The sequence below is a fragment of the Vibrio sp. CB1-5 genome (assembly GCF_059412285.1).
The window spans coordinates 70965-91002 of record NZ_JBJHPB010000020.1 but is presented as its reverse complement, the minus strand read 5'-3'; the positions used below and the strand labels follow the sequence as shown (position 1 = coordinate 91002).

Genomic DNA, 20038 nt, shown 5'->3' with positions numbered 1-20038 from the left:
CTGTAAATCTGCCGGCACTGCCTTCGATGGTTCGAATCCGTCCCCCCCCACCATACAAATGAAAAACCGACTCGCTTGAGTCGGTTTTTTCGTTTCTGCTGTCCGAATATTTCAAATATTCCAACCACTGCCCTATCCACCAATGGATTCACGTCCATGTGGCGAATCAAGATCCAATTCAGGCCCAAGCGGCACCACTTGCGTTGGATTGATACCCGTATGGCTAAAGTAGTAGTGACGCTTAATATGATACATATCGGTAGTCGCACTCACCCCTTCAACTTGATACAACTCTTTTAGGTAACCTTGAAGGTTCGGGTAATCTGCAATGCGTTTTTTATTGCATTTGAAGTGGCCGACATATACAGCGTCAAAGCGAACTAAGGTAGTAAACAAGCGCCAATCAGCTTCGGTTAATGTATCGCCAACAAGATAGCGCGAAGTTGCTAGGTGCTCATCGATCTTATCTAGGGCATCAAACAAGTTATGAAATGCCTCTTCGTAAGCGTCTTGCGTGGTGGCAAAACCGCAGCGATACACGCCATTGTTGATATTTGGGTAAACAAAGTCATTCCAGTTATCAATGCCAGCACGGAGTGATTCTGGATAGTAGTCGTCATGATTTCCGCTTAATTCGTTGAATGCGGAGTTGAACATACGAATAATTTCAGAAGATTCGTTGCTTACTATGGTGTTGGTTTTCTTATCCCATAGTACAGGCACAGTCACTCTACCGGTATAGTCAGGTTTCGCTTGGGTGTACACCTGATGCATCTTGGTTAAGCCAAACAATGGCTCTGGAAGACCAAACACCCAGCCTTCTGATAGCATGTCTGGGCAAACCACAGTGACATCAATGTGCGACTCGAGCCCCTTAAGTGAGCGGAAGATAAGAGTACGATGTGCCCAAGGACAAGCTAGCGACACATAAAGATGATAGCGACCAGATTCCGGTTGAAACTCGGCATCCGCTCGGTTTTCAATCCAGTTGCGAAAACCGGCGTCTTCACGGACAAATTTACCACCAGAGGTTTTGGTGTCATACCAAACATCATGCCAAACACCTTCTACTAATTTCCCCATGACTCTATTCCTCTTTATCATTTGATGATTCAAAGTATAGAGCGAACCCAGGGGGAACTTGATAGGAAGGGTTTAACTATGTCGTTCAAATTCTTTGAATAACTAGTGATATAGACGATGGGTTACGGATTTCAGATACAAAAAAAGCGCGACCAAAAATCTCGTCGCGCTTAGGCCCGTCACAGGCTGAAAATAGCCGCCCTAACCACTCACACACAAATGGCTAAGGCTTTTCCTTGCTATATACATTACTGGGATACTCTAAACGCTAACGTTTAGGCACGACACTGCGTGTACGTCCGTTCCCTGTATTGTTGGTTTTTGTTTAGCGCACTGCTCTGTCGCTTGTGGACAGCGAGTACGGAATACGCAACCAGATGGAGGGTTGATTGGAGACGGTAGATCGCCTTCCAGCATTTGAATTGTTTTAGCACGCTCCAACTTTGGATCTGGGATAGGTACCGCCGACATCAAAGCTCTAGTGTACGGGTGCTTGGGATCCGCAAACAGTGCTTCAGCTTCACCAAGTTCAACCGCGTTGCCCAGGTACATAACCAATACGCGATCAGAGATGTGTTTCACTACCGACAAGTCGTGGGCAATGAATACCAAGCTCAAACCTAACTCTTTTTGTAGTTCCTTAAGAAGGTTAACTACCTGAGCCTGAATCGATACATCAAGTGCCGATACTGGTTCATCACAGATGATCATCTTAGGCTTTAAGATAAGTGCACGTGCGATACCGATACGCTGACACTGGCCACCCGAGAATTCGTGAGGGTAACGGTTGATAACGTTTGGTAGTAGGCCTACCTTCGTCATCATTTCTCGAACGCGCTCTTTTACTTCAGCCTTAGAAAACTCTGGATAGAAGGTCTCTAGAGGCTCAGCGATGATGTCACCCACTGTCATACGCGGGTTAAGCGATGCCAAAGGATCCTGGAAAATCATTTGGATTTCTTTACGCGTATTACGACGCTGAACCGCTTGCATCTTAGTCAGATCTTGACCAAGCCACATCACTTCACCGTCTGTCGCTTCTACAAGACCAATGATGGCACGAGCAAACGTTGATTTACCACAACCTGACTCACCTACAACGCCCAGTGTCTCGCCTTCATATAGACGGACGTTAACGCCATCGACAGCTTTTAGGTTAGAAGGCTTGCTCCAAGGCCATGCGGACTTAGAAGCAATGCTAAAGTGAACCTTAAGGTTTTTAACGTCTAAAAGAAGTTCTTTGTTATTTGTCATTGCATTCATTTGGCCCAAGCCTCCCAATCAGAAAAACACGCACGTTGACGACCTTGACCAAAGTTCTCTAGCTTTGGTGCTTCCACGCTGCACTGAGGTGTTGCGCGGTGGCAACGCTCTTGGTAAGGACAGCCCGGTGGTAGACGTAGCAAGTTAGGTGGATTGCCTGGAATCGTAGGCAAGATTTCACCTTCGGTGTCCAAACGAGGGATTGCCTTTAGCAGGCCCTCGGCATATGGGTGACTAGGGTTGTAGAAGATCTCGTCAACGGTACCGTATTCCATCGTACGACCAGCGTACATAACCAGTACTTTGTCACAAGAACCAGCTACCACGCCCAAATCGTGGGTAATCATAATGATTGCTGTATTGAACTCGGTTTTCAGCTCGTTCAGAAGATCCATGATCTGCGCCTGAACAGTTACGTCGAGTGCCGTTGTAGGCTCATCGGCAATCAAAAGTTTTGGACGACAAAGCAGTGCCATCGCAATCATTACACGCTGACGCATGCCGCCCGAAAACTCGTGCGGATACATGGTAATACGCTTACGTGCCTCAGGGATCTTAACCGCCTCTAGCATGCGAACAGATTCTTCGAACGCTTCCGCTTTCCCCATACCTTTGTGCAGCATCAGTACTTCCATCAACTGATCACTCACCTTCATGTAAGGGTTAAGGGAGGTCATTGGATCCTGAAAGATCATCGCAATCTGCTCAGCACGAACTTTGTTTAGCTCTTTCTCAGGTAGATTCAGAATCTCGCGACCTTCAAACTGAGCGCTGCCCGATACAATACCGTTTTTCGCAAGCAAACCCATGATTGAGAATACAGTCTGAGATTTGCCTGAACCAGACTCACCTACGATACCAAGCGTTTCGCCTTGGCTCAGTGAGAAATTTAGGTCGTTAACTGCGGTTACAATACCGTCCTGCGTTTTAAATTCGACACGCAGATCTTTTACATCTAATAAGCTCATAGTACTTCCTTAATCGTTATTATCTGTCTTTTGGATCCAACGCGTCACGAAGACCGTCGCCCACATAGTTAAAGCAGAATAGTGTTACCACCATGAAGATTGCCGGGTAAGTTAGCTGCCAAATAGCCACTTCCATAGTTTGCGAGCCCTCTTGAAGAAGCGCGCCCCAGCTCGTCATTGGCTCTTGAACACCAAGACCAAGGAATGACAAGAATGATTCCGTTAGGATCATACTTGGAATAAGAAGCGTTGAGTAAACCGCTACGATACCGAGTACGTTAGGTACGATATGGCGAGTAATAATACGCCATGTGCTTACACCCGATACGTGTGCGGCTTCGATAAACTCTTTGCTACGTAAGCTAAGTGTTTGACCACGTACAATACGCGCCATGTCCAGCCATGCAATCGCACCGATAGCGACAAAGATAAGTACAATGTTACGACCAAAGAAGGTCACTAGTACGATTACTAGGAACATGAATGGTACTGCGTACAGAATCTCTAGGATACGCATCATAATGCGGTCAACTTTACCACCGATAAAGCCAGATGCAGCGCCGTAAAGCGTACCAATCAGTACTGCAACAAAGGCACCAAGTACACCAACCATCAGCGAGATTCGACCACCGATAAGGGTACGAACATACAAGTCGCGACCTAAACTATCAGTACCAAACCAGTGCTCAGCACTTGGCGCAGCATGCATTGCATACCAATCCGTATCATCGTATGCATAAGGTGCAATCATTGGCAGAAAGATAACCGCCATCGTCATAACAAATAGGATAAACAAACTGACCATCGCAGCTTTGTTGCGCATAAAGCGGATACGCGCATCTTGCCACAAACTACGACCTTCAATTTCTAGGTTCTCTGAAAACTTCTCTACCGCTTCTAAGTTTTCTTTTTTCGTTAGCATCATTACCACTCTCCCTTAGTAACGAATTTTCGGGTCGATCATCGCAAGTAGAATATCTACGATGGCGTTAAATAGAATGAATAGGAAACCAATAAGAATGGTCACACCCATTACTAACGAATAGTCACGGTTAAATGCCGCATTCACGAACAGCTTACCGATACCCGGTAGACCGAAGATAGTTTCAACAACCACCGAACCAGTAATGATACCAACGAACGCTGGCCCCATGTATGAAACAACCGGCAGCAACGCAGGCTTCAACGCGTGTTTAAGAACAATGTATCTGTAGCTCAAGCCTTTCGCTCGAGCAGTACGGATAAAGTTACTGTTCAATGTCTCAATCATGCTACCGCGAGTGATACGCGCAAATGTTGCGACATACAGCAATGACATAGCGATCACTGGCAATACGATGTATTGGAAGCCGCCGTCATGCCAACCACCAGCAGGGAAAAGATTCCAGTGCAAAGAGAATAGATAAATTAGAGCTGGTGCCAATACAAACGAGGGCATCACGACCCCGAGCATGGCGGTCGACATTATCGTGTAGTCGAGCCATGTATTCTGCCGTAAGGCGGCAATCGTACCGACCGTGACACCCATAATGACGGTAAAGATAAAGGCGATGAGACCGACTTTAGCTGATACCGGTAATGCTACAGAAATAAGCTCGTTTACCGTGTAATCTTGATATTTAAATGAAGGCCCGAAGTCGCCTTGAATGATGTTTGTGAGGTACGTGGTGTACTGCTCAAACACTGGCTTATCTAAGCCATATTTTGCTTCGATGTTCGCCATAACTTCCGGCGGAAGTGGGCGCTCACTTGAAAAAGGGTTACCTGGTGCGAAACGCATCAAGAAAAATGAGACAGTAATCAATACCAACAGCGTCGGTATTGCTTCAAATATCCGTTTAAGTATGAATTTAATCATAAACTCATCCATCCAGTCTGTGACAATTAATAATAAGAAGACGCTGCGTGTGCTAAATGCACACACAGTGTCTTAGTTCGTTATTTTTTTTATATAGAATTACTTAGCTTTGATGTAGAGATCTTTTGAGTAGATCTTATCTTCTGCGTTACCTTCTGGGTAACCACCAAGCTGTGGAGATACAAGACGTGTTGTAACGTACTGATAGATAGGCGCGATTGGCATATCTTTCGCTAGGATTTTCTCAGCTTCGATGTAAAGTGCTGTACGCTCTTCTTCTGAAGTAGAGTGCAATGCTTTATCGATAACGTTGTCGTACTCAGCGCTCTTGTAGTGCTGACCCGCAGTCGTGTTCTGACTTACCATCAATGTTAGGAATGAAGACGCTTCGTTGTAGTCACCACACCAGCCAGCACGTGCAACGTCAAAGTCGCCGCTGTCTTTGCTGTCTAGGTAAGATTTCCACTCCTGGTTTTCAAGCTTCGCATTGATGCCTAGCTCTTTCTTCCACATAGACGCGATTGCTACAGCAATCTTCTTGTGGTTTTCAGATGTGTTGTAAAGTAGGTCGAATTCTAGAGGGTTGCTCTTCGTGTAACCTGCTTCTTCAAGAAGACGTTTCGCTTCAGCAATACGCTCTTTTTGAGATAGTTGACCGTACTCTGGAGTCACAGGGTCGAAGCCTGCAGTGATCTCTGGAGTTAGGAAGTAAGCTGGCTTCTGGCCTTGACCTAGAATCGCTTTCGTTACGATATCGCGGTCCATTGCGTAAGACATTGCTTTACGAACGCGAACATCGTTGAAAGGTGCTTTCTGTGCGTTGAACTGGTAGTAGTACGTACACAGGTTACCCTTGATGTTTACATCTTCAGCGTAATCTTTCTGTAGACGACGGAAGTGCTCGTTAGGAACTTCGTACGTGAAATCTAGCTCGCCAGAAAGGAAACGGTTCATTTCGGCAACTTGGTTCTCGATAGGTAGGAAAGTTACCTTGTTAAGAACTGTTGAGTCGTTATCCCAGTATTTTGCGTTACGAACTAGCTCTAGACGCTCGTTCACTACCCATTTGTTAGGAACGAATGCACCGTTACCTACGAAGTTTTCTGGTTTAGTCCACTGATCACCAAACTTCTCAACTGTCGCTTTGTGAACAGGCTTCACTGTTGTGTGGCCCATCATCATTACGAAGTAAGGAACGGCAGTGTCTAGCGTTACTTCTAATGTGTAGTCGTCAACCGCTTTAACACCTAGCTCGCTCTTGTCTTTTTTACCGGCAACGATGTCTTTTGCGTTCGCCATCTTGGTGTATTCCATGTACCAAGCGTATGGAGAAGCTGTCGCTGGATCAACCGCGCGCTGGAAGCTGTAAACGAAGTCGTTTGCAGTCACAGGATCGCCGTTAGACCATTTTGCGTCTTTGCGTAGGTGGAAAGTAAAGGTTTGGTTGTCTTCGGTTTCCCAAGAAGTCGCAACACCGGGGATGGTCTTGCCGTTTGCATCTTGGTTTACTAGGCCTTCTAGAAGGTCACGAATTACGTGAGACTCAGGAACACCTTGAGATTTGTGCGGATCGAGTGTTGCTACCTCGGTACCGTTACCACGAACAAGCTCTTGTTTCTCTGCTAGTTGCGTGCCAGCTGGAACATCTGCGGCAAGAGTAGAAAAAGAAGTGGCAGCCACTGCCATGCCAGCACCTAGAAGAAGGGCTTGCGTGATCTTATTCTTGTACATGTATTTAACTCCAAGTTTTATTTTTGCATCCATGACTTCTTCGAAGAATTGCTAGAACGGCCAGCATTTTAGAACTATTTAGCTCAACATTTGAGCATAAAACTCTAAATCCTTACGAAGATTGCGGTTCACATTACCAATCTTCAAAGCAATTTGCCATATTTTTGTAGCAAAAGTGGCATAATTCTCCTAAGAGAGATAAATAATAGATAAAAACTCCGCAAATTGCGGAGTTTCTAATTGATATCACTGGTGAGAAATTTAACAATAGCGATAAATCTCGATAATTCTAATTTTTAACCACTAAACAGCATGTTTGACCAAAGGAACACCACACTATTTAACAATTCGTTTTCATTTTACCTATCACTCAGAATTATCAAACACCCCAAAAAAACCAAATGTGATTGCAATCACATTCATTTGGGCCACTTCCACACAACCTCGGATTAAGATCACAAAAAAAACCCGACCTCTGACTACCAAGAGGTCGGGTAAACTGACGGCGCTACGCGGCTCAAGCGTACGCTCAGATAAGGAGATGTGTCACTAGCAGACGCTACGTATCGCGCTTACTGGTTCCAACCGTTACTATGTTAAATATTTTTAACATTCCACCCAATAACCCTAATAGGGGATAAAAGGTGATCAGTGCACGCTTTTACCCCCAAAATACAGGGTTAGCGGGTCAATATTGCTGTCCGCAGGCACGGTCGACGCCGCTTCTAAGAACAGAGAAAACAGCTCTGATTGGGAAGATATTTTTAACTTATTGTGGATTCGCTTGCGATATACCTTCACAGTTTCTGTCGAGACCTCCAGCAAAGGTGCAATCGCCTTAGTAGAGTAACCTTGCAGTACTAATTGGGTCACCTGACATTCACGTTCACTAAGGAAATCTTTGCCAAAGTTACTGAAAATATCATTCAACTGATGACCTATAGTACGTTGTTCTGGATGCCCTACTTGAAAGTGCTTGCAAATCGCGACAATGATCAGCTCATAAAAAGTATTCACGACTTCCACTTCATCGACATCTACGCCGGCCTTATTGCGCAGACCAAGTGAAAGTACTAAACGCAAATCATCACCACAGCTGGCAATCACTCCCACTTCTTTTTGCAAACCTGTTTGTTTATAGATTTGGTGGTAGTAATCGCTACTATAAAATTCATCTGGAGCAATATCATTGAGACGATAGACCCCTTCTTTTACCCCGCGGCGGATCAACTGATAGAACGGATCCAGCACCAAAGCGGCCATAAACTCTTTGTCGATAGATTGATCTTCGAAAAAACTTGTATCGTTGTAAAGCACAACAGGTGCGTTTTCTCCATCAAAGCTCATCACGACTAAACTGTCATAACCGACAATCGCAGTTGTAAACTCAGACAGTCGCTGTAGAAATGTGACATCGCCAATAGCGGCAATTAAGCGTGGATAGTGTCGGTTGAACTCATTCCATGCAGCTGCTTGTTCTGTCATTGTCGTAGATTGAGACATAGACACTCCTTATCTTAGCTTTACATGCCTATTCAATTACCATGATTCTCGATGCTTGCTCAACTCAGTACCGACCCAACGTCCCGCTCTTCGCGGTTTTCACCGTTAGAACTATTCGTTTGTACAATGAGAGGCAATTCCGCAATGGTCGCTTTTACAATTAAAGCGCATCGATGATTAAATTATATCTTTCATCGTGACAAATATATTTAATGATAAAAAGTAAATTACCTCGCTTTTGACGAGCTGTATCAAAGTTTCTATTACAGGACCTGACACTTATGTGACTTCACAGCACAACTCGTAACTCTATTGGGGTACATACCCAAAGACAATGTGATTACATACTACTCACATTTCAATAACAAACGGAGTTGCATAATGAAAGGTCAAATGATGAATGTCCCTCTCACCATTACTGAAATCATGCGTCATGCGGATAAAGTGAACGGTGATACTGAAGTTGTCTCAGTGACTTATGACAATCCTCGCCACAAATACACCCTTAACGACGCATTTAAAAGAACTCGCCAGCTTGCTAATGCGCTGCAGTCACTTGGCCTAGAAAAAGGACAGCGTATCGCTACGTTTGCCTGGAATGACTATCGACATCTTGAGCTCTACTACGCTATCTCTTGTTCGGGCGGCGTGCTACACACCGTTAACCCGCGCTTATTTCCGGAGCAAATCGAGTACATCGTCAATCACGCCGAAGATACCATAGTGTTCTTTGACCCTATTTTTGCGCCGCTCATTGAAAAGCTGCAACACAAGTTCCCAACAGTGAGTCACTATGTCGCCCTCTGCGATAAAGCACACCTCCCCGATGTCGATATTGCCAACCTCACCGATTATGAATCCTTGATTAGTGATCAAAGTGATGAGTTCAACTGGCCTGAGCTGGCTGAAGATGATGCGAGCTCACTATGTTATACCTCAGGTACAACTGGACACCCGAAAGGCGTATTGTATTCACATCGCTCTACTGTGCTCCACTCATTGGGTAGCGCACTACCGGATGCCTTTTCACTTTCTATGGACGAAACCGTCATGCCAATTGTGCCCATGTTCCATGTAAACGGATGGGGTCTTGCTTACAGTGCACCGATGACGGGTACCAAGCTCGTGATGCCGGGACCGAAGATGGCCGATGGCGAAGTGTTGAGCGATCTCATCAATAGCGAAGGCGTCACGATGACCGCTGGGGTCCCTGTCGTGTGGCTAATGCTACTGGAGCACTTAAAAAACAATGACATTCAAGTGCCAACTCTGGATCGTATTGTTGTTGGTGGCTCGGCATGTCCAGAGCTACTGATCAATGAATTTGATGAGCTGTTCAATGTTTCGGTTCAGCACGCTTGGGGGATGACCGAGATGAGTCCACTCGGCACATTCAATAAACAGAAACCACACCTCAAGCAGCAGTCAGAAAAAGAGCAGATGAGCTATAAGCTCAAGCAAGGGCGCATTGTATTTGGTGTCGATATGCGGATCGAAGATTGGCAGGGTCAAGAAGTGGAATGGGACGGCCATCAATTTGGTGCTGTCAAAGTAAGGGGGCCTTGGATTGCTTCTGGTTACTATAAGCAAGGCGAGTCCGTTGACGACAATGGCTATTTTGATACCGGTGATGTCGCCAGCGTGGATCCTCACGGCTATATGTTGATCACAGACCGTTCTAAGGATGTGATTAAGTCCGGCGGTGAATGGATAAGCTCGATTGAGCTTGAAAACATAGCTGTCGGCCACCCTGACATTAAAGAAGCCGCGGTCATCGGCGTTCCTCATAAAAAATGGGGAGAAAGACCGCTACTCATCGCCGTTACCCACGATGTTGAAATCTCTGCCCAAACGCTGCTAGACCATTTTGAAGGTAAAGTAGCTAAGTTTTGCATCCCTGATGCGGTTGAGTTTATCAAGGAGCTCCCCCATACCGCGACGGGTAAACTGAGTAAGAAAGATCTGCGCAGCAAATTCGCTGACTATATTCTAGGTTAGCCCTCACCTCCTCCCTCCTACTCCTATCAGGTCTTTGTGTCATCACAAAGACCTGAATTTAACATGAAACATAATAGTTACATCCATTAACACTAATGTAACCCAATTGGGTACTACATCAATGGCTAATTAACGCTCACTATTAACATATCAATAACAAACTGTTCAGGGATGGATAGGATTTCATATGCTAAACACTTTAATTAGTCCAAAACGGACGATCGATTCAAAAGCACTTATCATCGCAGCTATGATGCTGGTGATGTTTGCACCTAACGCGTTTAACTTTTTACCCTTTATGCTTGGTGGCGCTGCAGAAGCTATGGCACTCGATGATGCTCAAATTGAAAGCATCGCAATGTACGAACTTCTTGCCACCGCTCTCTCTTCACTTCTCTTCTCATTACTACTTATTCGCCGTGTTAACTGGCGTTATATTGGTTACATTGCTGCTTTAGCACTGATTGCCGGTAACTACATGAGTATGACTGCGCAAGACTTTGATAGCTTTATTGCTAGCCGCCTGATCGCAGGCAGTGGCCAAGGTATCGGTTACTCTTTGGGTCTGGTCGGGATGAGTGTGACCAAGCATCCTGGTCGTAACTTTGGTTACATGATTGCCGCCCTGAATGTATGGCTAATCACCTGGTTCATTTTAATCCCAGAGTTGATGGCAGAATTCGGTCTAAACGCGCTCTACCAATTCTTTATGTTTGCCTCTGCGTTATGTTTGGTCGCTTTCTGGTTTTACCCTGACAATGGCCGCGTTGAAAAGGACAAGGAGCTCTCTTCTGTACACGGAGATAACGTAGACAAGAAGAAATACGTTGTCCCTATGATTTGGGTCGGTGGCGCATTCTTGGTCTACAGCTTAAGCCTTGGCATTATTTACCCTTATATCGAGATTATTGGTGCAGACATGCAAGCGTCGACTGAAGATGTCGGTTTGGTGTTAGCGGTAGGTTCAGTGATGGCCGTCATCGGTGGCATTCTAACTGCGGTTGTTGACAAGAAATACAGCCATACAACCATCATTGTTTCTCTTAGTGTGATTAACGCGGCGGTCTGTTTTGGTATGGCAAGCACCAGCGACACCACATCATTCCTAGGCTTCTCTGCATTTTACATTATGCTGTGGAACATGATGTACGCTCGCTACTACACAGCACTTGCTACCACAGATAAGTCAGGTTACTTCAGCTCATATGGCCCAGAGATCGGTACAGTGGGTCTCGCGGCAGGTCCAATCGTCGCACAGGCAGCAACGGCAACGGGCGATTTCCAAGGACAGGTCAGTGTTGGTGCTATCTGCATCGCCGTGGCAACCGTAATGGTATTTATTGGTCTTGGCAAATCTAAGCTGATAGACCGAGGGGTGGTTCGCGAACCTAACTCAGGCCAGCAAAAAGCTTAAATCATAAATTAACATACATGGCTAGGTAAAGCGTCGGAGTCGCTGCCAACTGTCCGACGCTTTTATCGTGTTTAACTTAAAATTATCTATTAAGAGTTAACATCTGCTGGAAATACAACGCCAGTCTGACGGCGAACTTCGGTTATGATATGGGCAATTGTCAGCGAACGCTGAATCGCGTACTCATCCATTTTTCCTTTCCAAATCATCGATGCAAAGGCCTTCGCTTCATACACCATGCTGTTCTCAACTTGCTCAGTTTCAAAGTGAGTACGTTCACCACTTCGAGCATACAAGTCAAAACCCATACACTCAGAAAAGTCAGGAAGTATCAGACTTCCCTCTTCCCCTTGAATCTCACTCGTTGAGTAGCTATTACTCACTTTCGAATGGCTTAAAGTCACATCGAACTCAGGGTAACGAAGCAATACACTACCATGGGCATCAACCCCTGACTCCAACAGATGAGCACTTGCTTGAATTTGAGTCGGCACACCAAACAATTCCACTGCAGCCGCTACGGAGTAGAAACCAATATCCATGATTGAGCCATTGGAAAACTCAGGGTTAAAGGTATTCGGGTTTTCACCATCCAAGTACTTTTGATAACGGGATGAGTACTGGCAGTAAGTTAAGTGTGCCTTATGCAGTTTCCCTAAGTTTGCTAGCGCTTTTTTAGCCTCAATAAAGTTAGGTAGATAAGCCGTTTTGAACGCTTCCATCAACACCACGTTATTGGCTTTAGCGACTTCAAGCATCGATTCAACCTGGGTTAAGTTCGATGCCATTGGCTTTTCACAAATGACATGCTTCCCCGCTTTCATCATTTGTATAGCTTGAGCACAGTGAAGGCTATTTGGAGAGGCAATATAGACCGCATCAATCTCTTTTACCGCCGCAAGCTCCTCTAGTGAGTCAATAAATAGAGTTGCACCGAGCGGCTCACCGAATGCACGCGCTTTATCAAGCGCACGTGAATAAACCCCTCGAATCACAAACTGTTCGGTTTGCAGTGCCGCGTGAGCAAATTTCTCGCTTATCCAGTTTGTGCCGATAATTGCAAGCTGAAGCATAATGTTTCCTTATCCTTTTTATTTCTACTTAAGTAGCTGTGGCTAAGGTTACTCTTTGGCATCATCAATGCCAATATCGCTATGTATTAATTTGAAAAACGAGTATGAATTTGAGAAACGGATGACCCTATTTCTTAAATAAAAAAGCTTAAATAAAAAAGGCGAAAACAAAAAAAGGCGCCAATAATAAGCGCCTTCAATCAAGAAAGGTATGAAACCAAAAGTTTGATCAGAGCTGCTTAATGGCTGATTGAACTTTATCGACCAACTCAGCGTTAGTGAGCTGACCCGATTCAAGGTCAAAATTATCGTAAAAGCTCGGAACAGAAATGCTCGCTTTCACATTGCCGCCAAAGTAAGGCGCGGAATTGGTTGCCGCTGCAAGCACGTTTGCAGCGCCGCCTGGTCCTGGTGAAGTAGCAAGATACACCGCTGGAATGCCTTTGAAAACTTCGCGGTCGATACGCGTCGCCCAATCAAACAAGTTCTTGTACGCAGCTGGATGGTGACCGTTGTGCTCAGCATAGGAAATGACCAACGCATCCGCCGTTGCAATCGCATCAAGAAATGCTTTTGCACCTTCTGCCTGACCAATTTCTTTCTCTTTATCTTCCGAAAAAAGTGGCACATCAAACTGAGTAAGGTCAAGCACCTCAACGTCGGCGCCTTCAATTAAGCTGGCAGCGTAGGTTGCGAGTGCTTTGTTAATAGAAGTGCTGCTAGTGCTTGCGCCAAATGCGATAACTTTCATAGTCGATTCCCTTTAGTCTCTCGTAGTGTTTGATTAAAGGTTAACCTATCTGCTTGATCCAGCAAGAGAGAAAATCTTATCTAGTTCATCGAATTTTTCGAACAAGCACATTCTATCTGTATTCTCGTTGCTATATTGTCGCTTGTAGTTCAGTCCAAAGGTCATGAACGATAACGCGATCCGCAGGGCTCAGCTCTGATTTGGCCTCATCAAGGCTTGCTTGGATTCGCATTTTAAATTCACCAATATCAGTAACCCCATCTTCTTCACACGATGCAGCAGACAGTGAAATGTGACCACGTAAGTAACCACCAGCGAACAGCTCATCATCGGAAGCTTGAGTGATTCGAGAATCAATGGTTTCTAACAGTTTTTCTTCGTATTCAATAATCATTGTTGAGGCTCTTTAATAATAATTCGATGATGGAGGTTATGCACTAACACACCACAAAGGTGTTATGAGTCAATTCAGGGGTTTGATAAAAGCTGCGCAATGCATCTGATAGCTGTTTTACACGAGGTGGAATACCCTTCTCGAGGATAGAGATAACCTCCGCATGAACCTTACCCATAAATCCAAGACGATCCGGTTCGAAGTCACCACTTAGGTTATCGCAACTGACTGAAAACGGGAATCCAGCGCTAGCGCTAAGGATCCACTCGTAGGCTTGAGGACGGATCTCTACTTTCTCGAACTCGGCTTGGACCTCTGCGGTGCGACCGTCTGGTTGATACCAATAGCCAAAGTCTTCCAACAGTCTTCTCTCTGGGCCAGCGACACACCAATGGGCAATCTCATGCAATGCTGAGGCATAGAACCCTCTCGCGAAAACAATACGATGGTAATCCACCTTATCGTCAGCAGGGAGGTAAATCGGCTCATCGCCACCTAACTCGAGTTTAGTGCGATAGTCATCGAAAAATGTTTGATTAAAAACAGTAATAAGGTCTTGGTACTCGTGGTGCATATCAGTAGCGCAGCTATAACAATTGGCATTATTGTGTATTCATTCGCAGGCAACGTAAAGAGTAAACTGAACAAAGCAAACTTAACGTCGATGTGTTTACCTCTTAAACCGAAACTCAACATGCGAAAAGATTAGTTTAATTAATCCGAAAAACGTTTGCGCGGTAAAACATTTCATTCGTCAATCCTAGGACAAGTCACTACACTGTCGCATCTTCATTTTTTCGAGTTTTGAGTTATGTTACTCACCGTCTTATACATCATCGGCATCACGGCAGAAGCGATGACTGGCGCGCTTAGTGCGGGCCGACGCAATATGGATTGGTTTGGTGTCATGCTCGTTGCCAGTGCGACCGCTATTGGTGGCGGTACGGTTCGCGACATCTTATTGGGTCACTACCCGTTGGGTTGGGTAAAACATCCTGAATTTTTGGCCATTACTTGCCTTGCAGGGATCCTGACGACAGGACTGGCAAAGTGGATTATTAAATTTAAAGGCGTATTCCTAAGACTCGATGCGCTTGGTTTAGTGGTGTTTACCATTATCGGTACCAATGTAGGACTGAGTATGGGCTTACACCCATTCATTTGTGTGGTATCTGGTCTCGTTACTGGCGTCTTTGGTGGCTTGCTGCGTGACTTGATCTGTCGCCAAACGCCGTTGGTGCTTCATCAGGAGCTGTATGCGTCTATTTCTGTTGCCGCAGCCTGCCTATATTTGGCGCTGCTTGAGTACGGTTTGTCGACACTGTCTACCACCGTTATCACACTCGTGGTTGGCTACACATTGCGTATGGCGGCGGTGCGTTTCAAATGGCGTTTGCCTTCGTTTCAGTTAGAGAGTGAAGAAGCACTGCACTAAATCAAGCAATCGGCTCCAACGGTTTCCCGTTGGAGCCGTTTATTTACTCTTGCTCCTCACACACTCGGTTTTGAATCATTGGCGGTGCCGGCTCATAGTGGCTCAAGGTCATGTTAAAGCGCCCCTCTCCGCCCGTTAACGCTTTTAACCTGCGCGAGTAATCCGCCAACTCGTTAATTGGCGATTTAGCGACCAAGATGGTGCTGCCGTAGGTGCCTTGTTCGCTTCCGACGATGAGCCCTCGATTAGCCGATAAGTCGCCGGATACATCTCCGACATATTGCGTTGGGATTTCTAAAGACAAATCGACAATCGGCTCTAAAACGATAGGCCCTGCTGCTTCGACAGCCTGCAAAAAGGCTTTTTTCCCTGCAATGACAAAGGCGATCTCTTTGGAGTCTACGGAATGGTATTTACCATCGAACACCGTCACCTCTATGTCTTTGATTGGGTTACCCGATATCGCCCCTTCTTCTAATGCCTGAACGATGCCTTTTTCCACGGCTGGGATTAACGCGGTTGGAATCGCACCACCCACCACTTTATTAACAAATTCGAAGCCAGCGCCGCGCTCCAGTGGTCTTACTTTCAGATGTACTTCACCAAACTGTCCAGCGCCACCACTTTGTTTCTTGTGACGATATTGCGCCTCGGCAGGCTTAGTAATGGTCTCAAAGTATTCAACGCTTGGCTGGCTGGTTTCTACATCTAACTTGAAGACTTGCTGCATTTTCTCGAGCGCTATCTTGAGATGGAATTCACCCTGGCCGCTCAGCACAGTTTCATTGGTGCGTGTACGATGTTCTATTTTGAGCGACGGATCTTCTGCGGCAATTTTGGCTAATACGTCTGACATTTTTTGCTCATCACCGCGTTTTTTCGGTTTCAGCGTTAAACTGTACATCGACTCTGGGAAATTAAGTGTTTTGAACTGAACACCATCTTCATCGTGTGAATCATGAATCACCGAATCAAAGGCAAGATCATCCACCTTCACCAATACGCACAGATCGCCTGCTTTAGCGGTGGTGATCTCATGACGTTTCTTACCTTGTAAGTTGTATAGGTGACCGACTTTAAACGCTTTACTGCTATCACCAATGAATAGTTGACTCCCCGCGTTAATTTCCCCTTGAAAAACACGTACGTAAGCAAGCTTGCCCATATAAGGATCCACGTTGACCTTGTAGACGTGCGCAACAGTATGGTCGCGTTTGTCACAATCGATCGCTACTTGCTTACCATTTTTTTCTAACATCGGTGGATTGCCTTCGTCTGGCATCGGCATAATTTCTGCCAAAGTACGAAGCAAGAGCTCACAACCAGCTCCCGTATCCGAGGAGACAAAACAGACGGGCACCACGTGACCGGTTCGGAGCGCTTTTTCAAACGGATCGTGAAGCTGCTCTGGTGTTAGCTCTGAGCCTTGCTCCAAATAGAGCTCCATCAGAGATTCATCCATTTCAACGACTTGGTCGACTAAGAGCTCATGGGCTTCATCGACGCCACTAAACAAGGTGGTTTGCTCTGGATTTGGCTCGAAATAGCAGTCGATGACTTCCGCTGGTTTCTGCGACGGCAAGTTAATTGGCAAACACTGTGCGCCGAAACGCTGTTCGATCTCTTCAAGTAGTGCCAAAAGCTTATCGGGGTGCTGATCGATCTTATTGATGATCACCATCTGGCATTTTTTCTGATCTTTTGCGAATTGGAACAAACGCTCGGAAACTTGGTTGATAGAACTTCCTGCATCCAGTACCAAAGCCGAGGTTTCAACCGCAGGAAAGATACTCAAAGTTCGGCCAAGAAGTTCGACTTGTCCTGGAGTATCGATGAAGTTCATTTGGTGGTTGCGCCACGAAAGAGAGACAGGGGTCGCTTCAACGCTGTGCTGATAGTGAATAGACTGGTCGTCAAAATCGGTGATCGTGTCACCATCTTCGACATGACCTAGGTTATTAATGGTGTGGGACTCAAAAAGTAGACGTTCAACTAAGCTGGTTTTGCCAGTTCCTGTTTGACCGACAAAGGCAATATTTCTAATTTCATGTTGAGACATAAGACGCTCCTTAAGTGATTGGAAACAAGCACTGTTACATTGAGTCGGCGGTTTCCCGCCTACTCGTCTTCCAAGTCATTTTTCGGATCCTTCTGTCCAAACAATGCACTCCTACGTGATGGCTGAGTACTTAGTGTGAACCGATACCCGCACAAATATTGTGACTAATTTCATAACCTCCATAGTTGAGGTTATTTATTGTCCAATCCGTGATTTACACCAAAAAAAAGCCTCTTGGTGTTACCCAGAGGCTCAATAAAAATTCACGATGACGCTAGATAAGCGGTGTCTCTGTTTGCACGCCGTGGTTCTGACCACGATGACGTAACAGGTGATCCAGCAACACAATCGCCAACATAGCTTCAGCGATTGGCACAGCGCGAATGCCCACACATGGGTCATGACGACCTTTGGTGATCAATTGCGTTGGCTCACCGGTTTTAGTGATGGTTTCACCCGGTACTGTAATGCTTGAGGTAGGTTTTAGTGCGATATTGGCAACGATATCTTGACCAGTAGAGATACCCCCTAAGATGCCACCAGCATGGTTGCTGCTAAAGCCTTCTGGCGTCAGTGGATCGCGGTGCTCACTGCCTTTTTGATTAACCACATCAAAGCCGTCGCCGATCTCGACACCTTTCACAGCGTTGATGCTCATTAGCGCATGGGCGATATCCGCATCAAGACGGTCAAAAATCGGCTCGCCTAGACCCACTGGTACATTGGTCGCGACCACTTGTAGCTTGGCACCAATTGAGTCACCTTGCTTTTTAAGATCACGGATTAGTTGGTCAAAAGCGTCTACTTTGTCGACATCTGGACAGAAAAACGGGTTATTTTCGATCTCGTTCCAATCTACCTTATCAATAGACACATCGCCCATTTGTGATAAGTAAGCACGAATTTCAACACCAAACTCTTTTTGAAGGTATTTTTTGGCGATTGAACCCGCTGCGACACGCATCGCCGTTTCACGAGCTGACGAACGGCCGCCACCACGGTAATCACGGATACCGTACTTTTGGTGGTAGGTGTAATCCGCGTGTCCTGGTCGGAACTTATCTTTGATTTCTGAGTAATCTTTTGAGCGTTGATCGGTGTTTTCGATCAATAGACCAATCGACGTGCCTGTGGTTTTACCTTCAAACACACCTGAAAGAATTTTTACTTCATCAGGTTCGCGTCGTTGAGTGGTGTATTTTGATGTCCCTGGACGACGACGATCTAAGTCAACTTGCAGATCGGCTTCCGTGATTTCCAATCCAGGAGGGCAACCGTCCACCACACAACCCAGTGCAATGCCGTGACTCTCACCAAATGTGGTTACACGAAAATGTTGTCCGATGCTATTTCCTGCCATTACTTCCTCTGTCTGTCCGAACAAGCGCAATGCCCGCAGCTTGTCCTTTGCCTGTCTATTCTTCGTGAATTTATAGTGACGACAAAGGCTGACGTTGTAAACCCCCAAACGAAAAAACGCTGCAATTCTCATTGCAGCGTTGCTTTATCTTAGCGTCAGTACTCGATTAGTCTTTGTAGATCGAGAACTCTTCTGAATGCTCAAGGATCTGATCACGCGTTAGCATGAACACACCGTGACCGCCGTTTTCAAACTCTATCCATGTAAATGGAATATGTGGGTATTGCTCCATCATATGAACCATTGAGTTGCCCACTTCACAAATAAGGATACCATTGTCAGTTAAGTAATCCGGCGCATTTGAAAGAATGCGACGCACCAATTTCAGACCGTCAGTACCTGCCGCTAGGCCAAGCTCTGGCTCATGAGTGAACTCTTCTGGTAGCGAGTTCATGTCTTCTTCATCCACATATGGTGGGTTAGAGACGATCAGGTTGTATTTTTCTTTTGGCAAGTCGCGGAATAGATCCGAGCGAATTGGGAACACTTGCTGCTCTAGACCGTGGTCTTGAACGTTTTGCTCAGCGACTTCCAATGCGTCTGTTGAAATATCAATGGCATCCACTTCAGCGTCAGGGAAAGCGTGCGCGCAGGCAATTGCAATACAGCCACTACCAGTACACAGATCCATAATTCGCACTGGCTCTTCTGCAAGCCAAGGCTGGAACTGAGCTTCAATCAGCTCACCGATTGGTGAACGTGGCACCAATACGCGCTCATCGACAAAGAACTCTAGGCCACAGAACCATGCTTTGTTGGTTAAATAAGCCGTTGGTGTACGGTCGTTAATACGCTTAATAACGCGCTCAACAACACGTAGACGCTCGCTGCTGGTTAGACGCGAGTTTAAAACATGTGGTGGCACGTCAATCGGTAAGTACAGCGTTGGCAGGATCAGCTGAACCGCTTCATCCCAAGCATTGTCGGTGCCGTGGCCGTAAAAAAGACCCGCTGCATTGAATCGACTCACGGTCCAACGAATCAAGTCTTGAAGTGTATGAAGCTCAGAAACGGCTTCTTCCACAAAAATCTTATCCAAAATTGCCTCCAAAAAGCGCTACAATACTGCCAATCTAGATGTTTATTGA

Annotated in this window: 17 protein-coding genes; 3 read left to right on the top strand and 14 right to left on the bottom strand. The window is 45.8% G+C overall.

Annotation, left to right across the window (positions count from 1 at the left end):
- Positions 1–132 precede the first annotated feature (132 nt).
- The 7 genes from ACJB0T_RS14745 to ACJB0T_RS14715 form a co-directional block, all read right to left on the bottom strand.
- Positions 133–1083, bottom strand: a complete 951-nt coding sequence (locus ACJB0T_RS14745; protein ID WP_479290820.1) for a glutathione S-transferase family protein — start codon at positions 1081–1083, stop codon at positions 133–135.
- 261 nt (positions 1084–1344) lie between these two features.
- Positions 1345–2337, bottom strand: coding sequence for a murein tripeptide/oligopeptide ABC transporter ATP binding protein OppF (oppF, locus tag ACJB0T_RS14740; RefSeq protein WP_479290821.1), 993 nt, complete (start codon positions 2335–2337; stop codon positions 1345–1347).
- Between the two features lie 5 nt (positions 2338–2342).
- On the bottom strand, positions 2343–3314 hold the full coding sequence (locus ACJB0T_RS14735; RefSeq protein WP_479290822.1) for an ABC transporter ATP-binding protein: 972 nt from the start codon (positions 3312–3314) through the stop codon (positions 2343–2345).
- A 19-nt stretch (positions 3315–3333) separates the two neighbouring features.
- Entirely contained in the window at positions 3334–4236 is a 903-nt protein-coding gene (gene oppC, locus ACJB0T_RS14730) for an oligopeptide ABC transporter permease OppC (RefSeq protein WP_112462208.1), read from the bottom strand.
- A gap of 15 nt (positions 4237–4251) precedes the next feature.
- The gene (gene oppB / locus ACJB0T_RS14725; RefSeq protein WP_042478541.1) at positions 4252–5172 is read right to left on the bottom strand and encodes an oligopeptide ABC transporter permease OppB; all 921 of its coding nucleotides are present in this window, start codon (positions 5170–5172) and stop codon (positions 4252–4254) included.
- Positions 5173–5271: 99 nt separating this feature from the next.
- Positions 5272–6903 carry an ABC transporter substrate-binding protein gene (locus ACJB0T_RS14720; protein ID WP_479290823.1) on the bottom strand — a complete coding sequence of 544 codons (1632 nt, stop codon included), beginning with the start codon at positions 6901–6903 and terminating at the stop codon, positions 5272–5274.
- A gap of 648 nt (positions 6904–7551) precedes the next feature.
- Positions 7552–8406 carry a helix-turn-helix transcriptional regulator gene (locus ACJB0T_RS14715; protein ID WP_479290824.1) on the bottom strand — a complete coding sequence of 285 codons (855 nt, stop codon included), beginning with the start codon at positions 8404–8406 and terminating at the stop codon, positions 7552–7554.
- A 381-nt stretch (positions 8407–8787) separates the two neighbouring features.
- Here ACJB0T_RS14715 and ACJB0T_RS14710 point away from each other — a divergent pair, with 381 nt between their 5' ends.
- Positions 8788–10404, top strand: coding sequence for a long-chain-fatty-acid--CoA ligase (locus ACJB0T_RS14710; RefSeq protein WP_479290825.1), 1617 nt, complete (start codon positions 8788–8790; stop codon positions 10402–10404).
- A gap of 187 nt (positions 10405–10591) precedes the next feature.
- On the top strand, positions 10592–11818 hold the full coding sequence (locus ACJB0T_RS14705; RefSeq protein WP_479290826.1) for an MFS transporter: 1227 nt from the start codon (positions 10592–10594) through the stop codon (positions 11816–11818).
- Between the two features lie 89 nt (positions 11819–11907).
- On the opposite strand, the gene ACJB0T_RS14700 is transcribed toward ACJB0T_RS14705, so the two are convergent.
- From ACJB0T_RS14700 to ACJB0T_RS14685, 4 genes are all read right to left on the bottom strand, one after another.
- Entirely contained in the window at positions 11908–12891 is a 984-nt protein-coding gene (locus ACJB0T_RS14700) for a Gfo/Idh/MocA family protein (protein ID WP_479290827.1), read from the bottom strand.
- Between the two features lie 229 nt (positions 12892–13120).
- Positions 13121–13642, bottom strand: a complete 522-nt coding sequence (locus ACJB0T_RS14695) for an NADPH-dependent FMN reductase (protein ID WP_479290828.1) — start codon at positions 13640–13642, stop codon at positions 13121–13123.
- 130 nt (positions 13643–13772) lie between these two features.
- The gene (locus ACJB0T_RS14690; protein ID WP_479290829.1) at positions 13773–14036 is read right to left on the bottom strand and encodes a YfcL family protein; all 264 of its coding nucleotides are present in this window, start codon (positions 14034–14036) and stop codon (positions 13773–13775) included.
- Positions 14037–14079: 43 nt separating this feature from the next.
- Positions 14080–14610: an elongation factor P hydroxylase gene (locus ACJB0T_RS14685; protein WP_479290830.1), complete on the bottom strand. Its 531-nt coding sequence runs from the start codon at positions 14608–14610 to the stop codon at positions 14080–14082.
- A gap of 237 nt (positions 14611–14847) precedes the next feature.
- Between ACJB0T_RS14685 and ACJB0T_RS14680 the strand changes: the two genes are divergently transcribed.
- A complete protein-coding gene (locus ACJB0T_RS14680) occupies positions 14848–15471 on the top strand; it encodes a trimeric intracellular cation channel family protein (RefSeq protein ID WP_479290831.1) in 624 nt (207 codons plus the stop codon).
- 43 nt (positions 15472–15514) lie between these two features.
- Here the strand turns inward: ACJB0T_RS14680 and fusA are convergent, their stop codons facing one another.
- From fusA to prmB, 3 genes are all read right to left on the bottom strand, one after another.
- Entirely contained in the window at positions 15515–17530 is a 2016-nt protein-coding gene (fusA, locus tag ACJB0T_RS14675) for an elongation factor G (protein WP_479290832.1), read from the bottom strand.
- Between the two features lie 274 nt (positions 17531–17804).
- Complete coding sequence (gene aroC / locus ACJB0T_RS14670) at positions 17805–18890, bottom strand: chorismate synthase (RefSeq protein ID WP_479290833.1); 1086 nt, start codon at positions 18888–18890, stop codon at positions 17805–17807.
- A 166-nt stretch (positions 18891–19056) separates the two neighbouring features.
- Positions 19057–19989 (bottom strand): 50S ribosomal protein L3 N(5)-glutamine methyltransferase, encoded by a 933-nt coding sequence (gene prmB / locus ACJB0T_RS14665; protein WP_479290834.1) that lies wholly within the window; start codon positions 19987–19989, stop codon positions 19057–19059.
- Between the last annotated feature and the right edge of the window lie 49 nt (positions 19990–20038).

Coding starts and splice junctions, on each gene's coding strand:
- ACJB0T_RS14705 (WP_479290826.1), top strand. CDS start 10,592: ATGCTAAACACTTTAATTAGTCCAAAACGGACGATCGATTCAAAAGCA.
- fusA (WP_479290832.1), bottom strand. CDS start 17,530: ATGTCTCAACATGAAATTAGAAATATTGCCTTTGTCGGTCAAACAGGA.
- ACJB0T_RS14690 (WP_479290829.1), bottom strand. CDS start 14,036: ATGATTATTGAATACGAAGAAAAACTGTTAGAAACCATTGATTCTCGA.
- aroC (WP_479290833.1), bottom strand. CDS start 18,890: ATGGCAGGAAATAGCATCGGACAACATTTTCGTGTAACCACATTTGGT.
- ACJB0T_RS14685 (WP_479290830.1), bottom strand. CDS start 14,610: ATGCACCACGAGTACCAAGACCTTATTACTGTTTTTAATCAAACATTT.
- ACJB0T_RS14715 (WP_479290824.1), bottom strand. CDS start 8,406: ATGTCTCAATCTACGACAATGACAGAACAAGCAGCTGCATGGAATGAG.
- ACJB0T_RS14680 (WP_479290831.1), top strand. CDS start 14,848: ATGTTACTCACCGTCTTATACATCATCGGCATCACGGCAGAAGCGATG.
- ACJB0T_RS14745 (WP_479290820.1), bottom strand. CDS start 1,083: ATGGGGAAATTAGTAGAAGGTGTTTGGCATGATGTTTGGTATGACACC.
- ACJB0T_RS14735 (WP_479290822.1), bottom strand. CDS start 3,314: ATGAGCTTATTAGATGTAAAAGATCTGCGTGTCGAATTTAAAACGCAG.
- oppB (WP_042478541.1), bottom strand. CDS start 5,172: ATGATTAAATTCATACTTAAACGGATATTTGAAGCAATACCGACGCTG.
- ACJB0T_RS14695 (WP_479290828.1), bottom strand. CDS start 13,642: ATGAAAGTTATCGCATTTGGCGCAAGCACTAGCAGCACTTCTATTAAC.
- ACJB0T_RS14720 (WP_479290823.1), bottom strand. CDS start 6,903: ATGTACAAGAATAAGATCACGCAAGCCCTTCTTCTAGGTGCTGGCATG.
- ACJB0T_RS14700 (WP_479290827.1), bottom strand. CDS start 12,891: ATGCTTCAGCTTGCAATTATCGGCACAAACTGGATAAGCGAGAAATTT.
- oppC (WP_112462208.1), bottom strand. CDS start 4,236: ATGCTAACGAAAAAAGAAAACTTAGAAGCGGTAGAGAAGTTTTCAGAG.
- oppF (WP_479290821.1), bottom strand. CDS start 2,337: ATGACAAATAACAAAGAACTTCTTTTAGACGTTAAAAACCTTAAGGTT.
- ACJB0T_RS14710 (WP_479290825.1), top strand. CDS start 8,788: ATGAAAGGTCAAATGATGAATGTCCCTCTCACCATTACTGAAATCATG.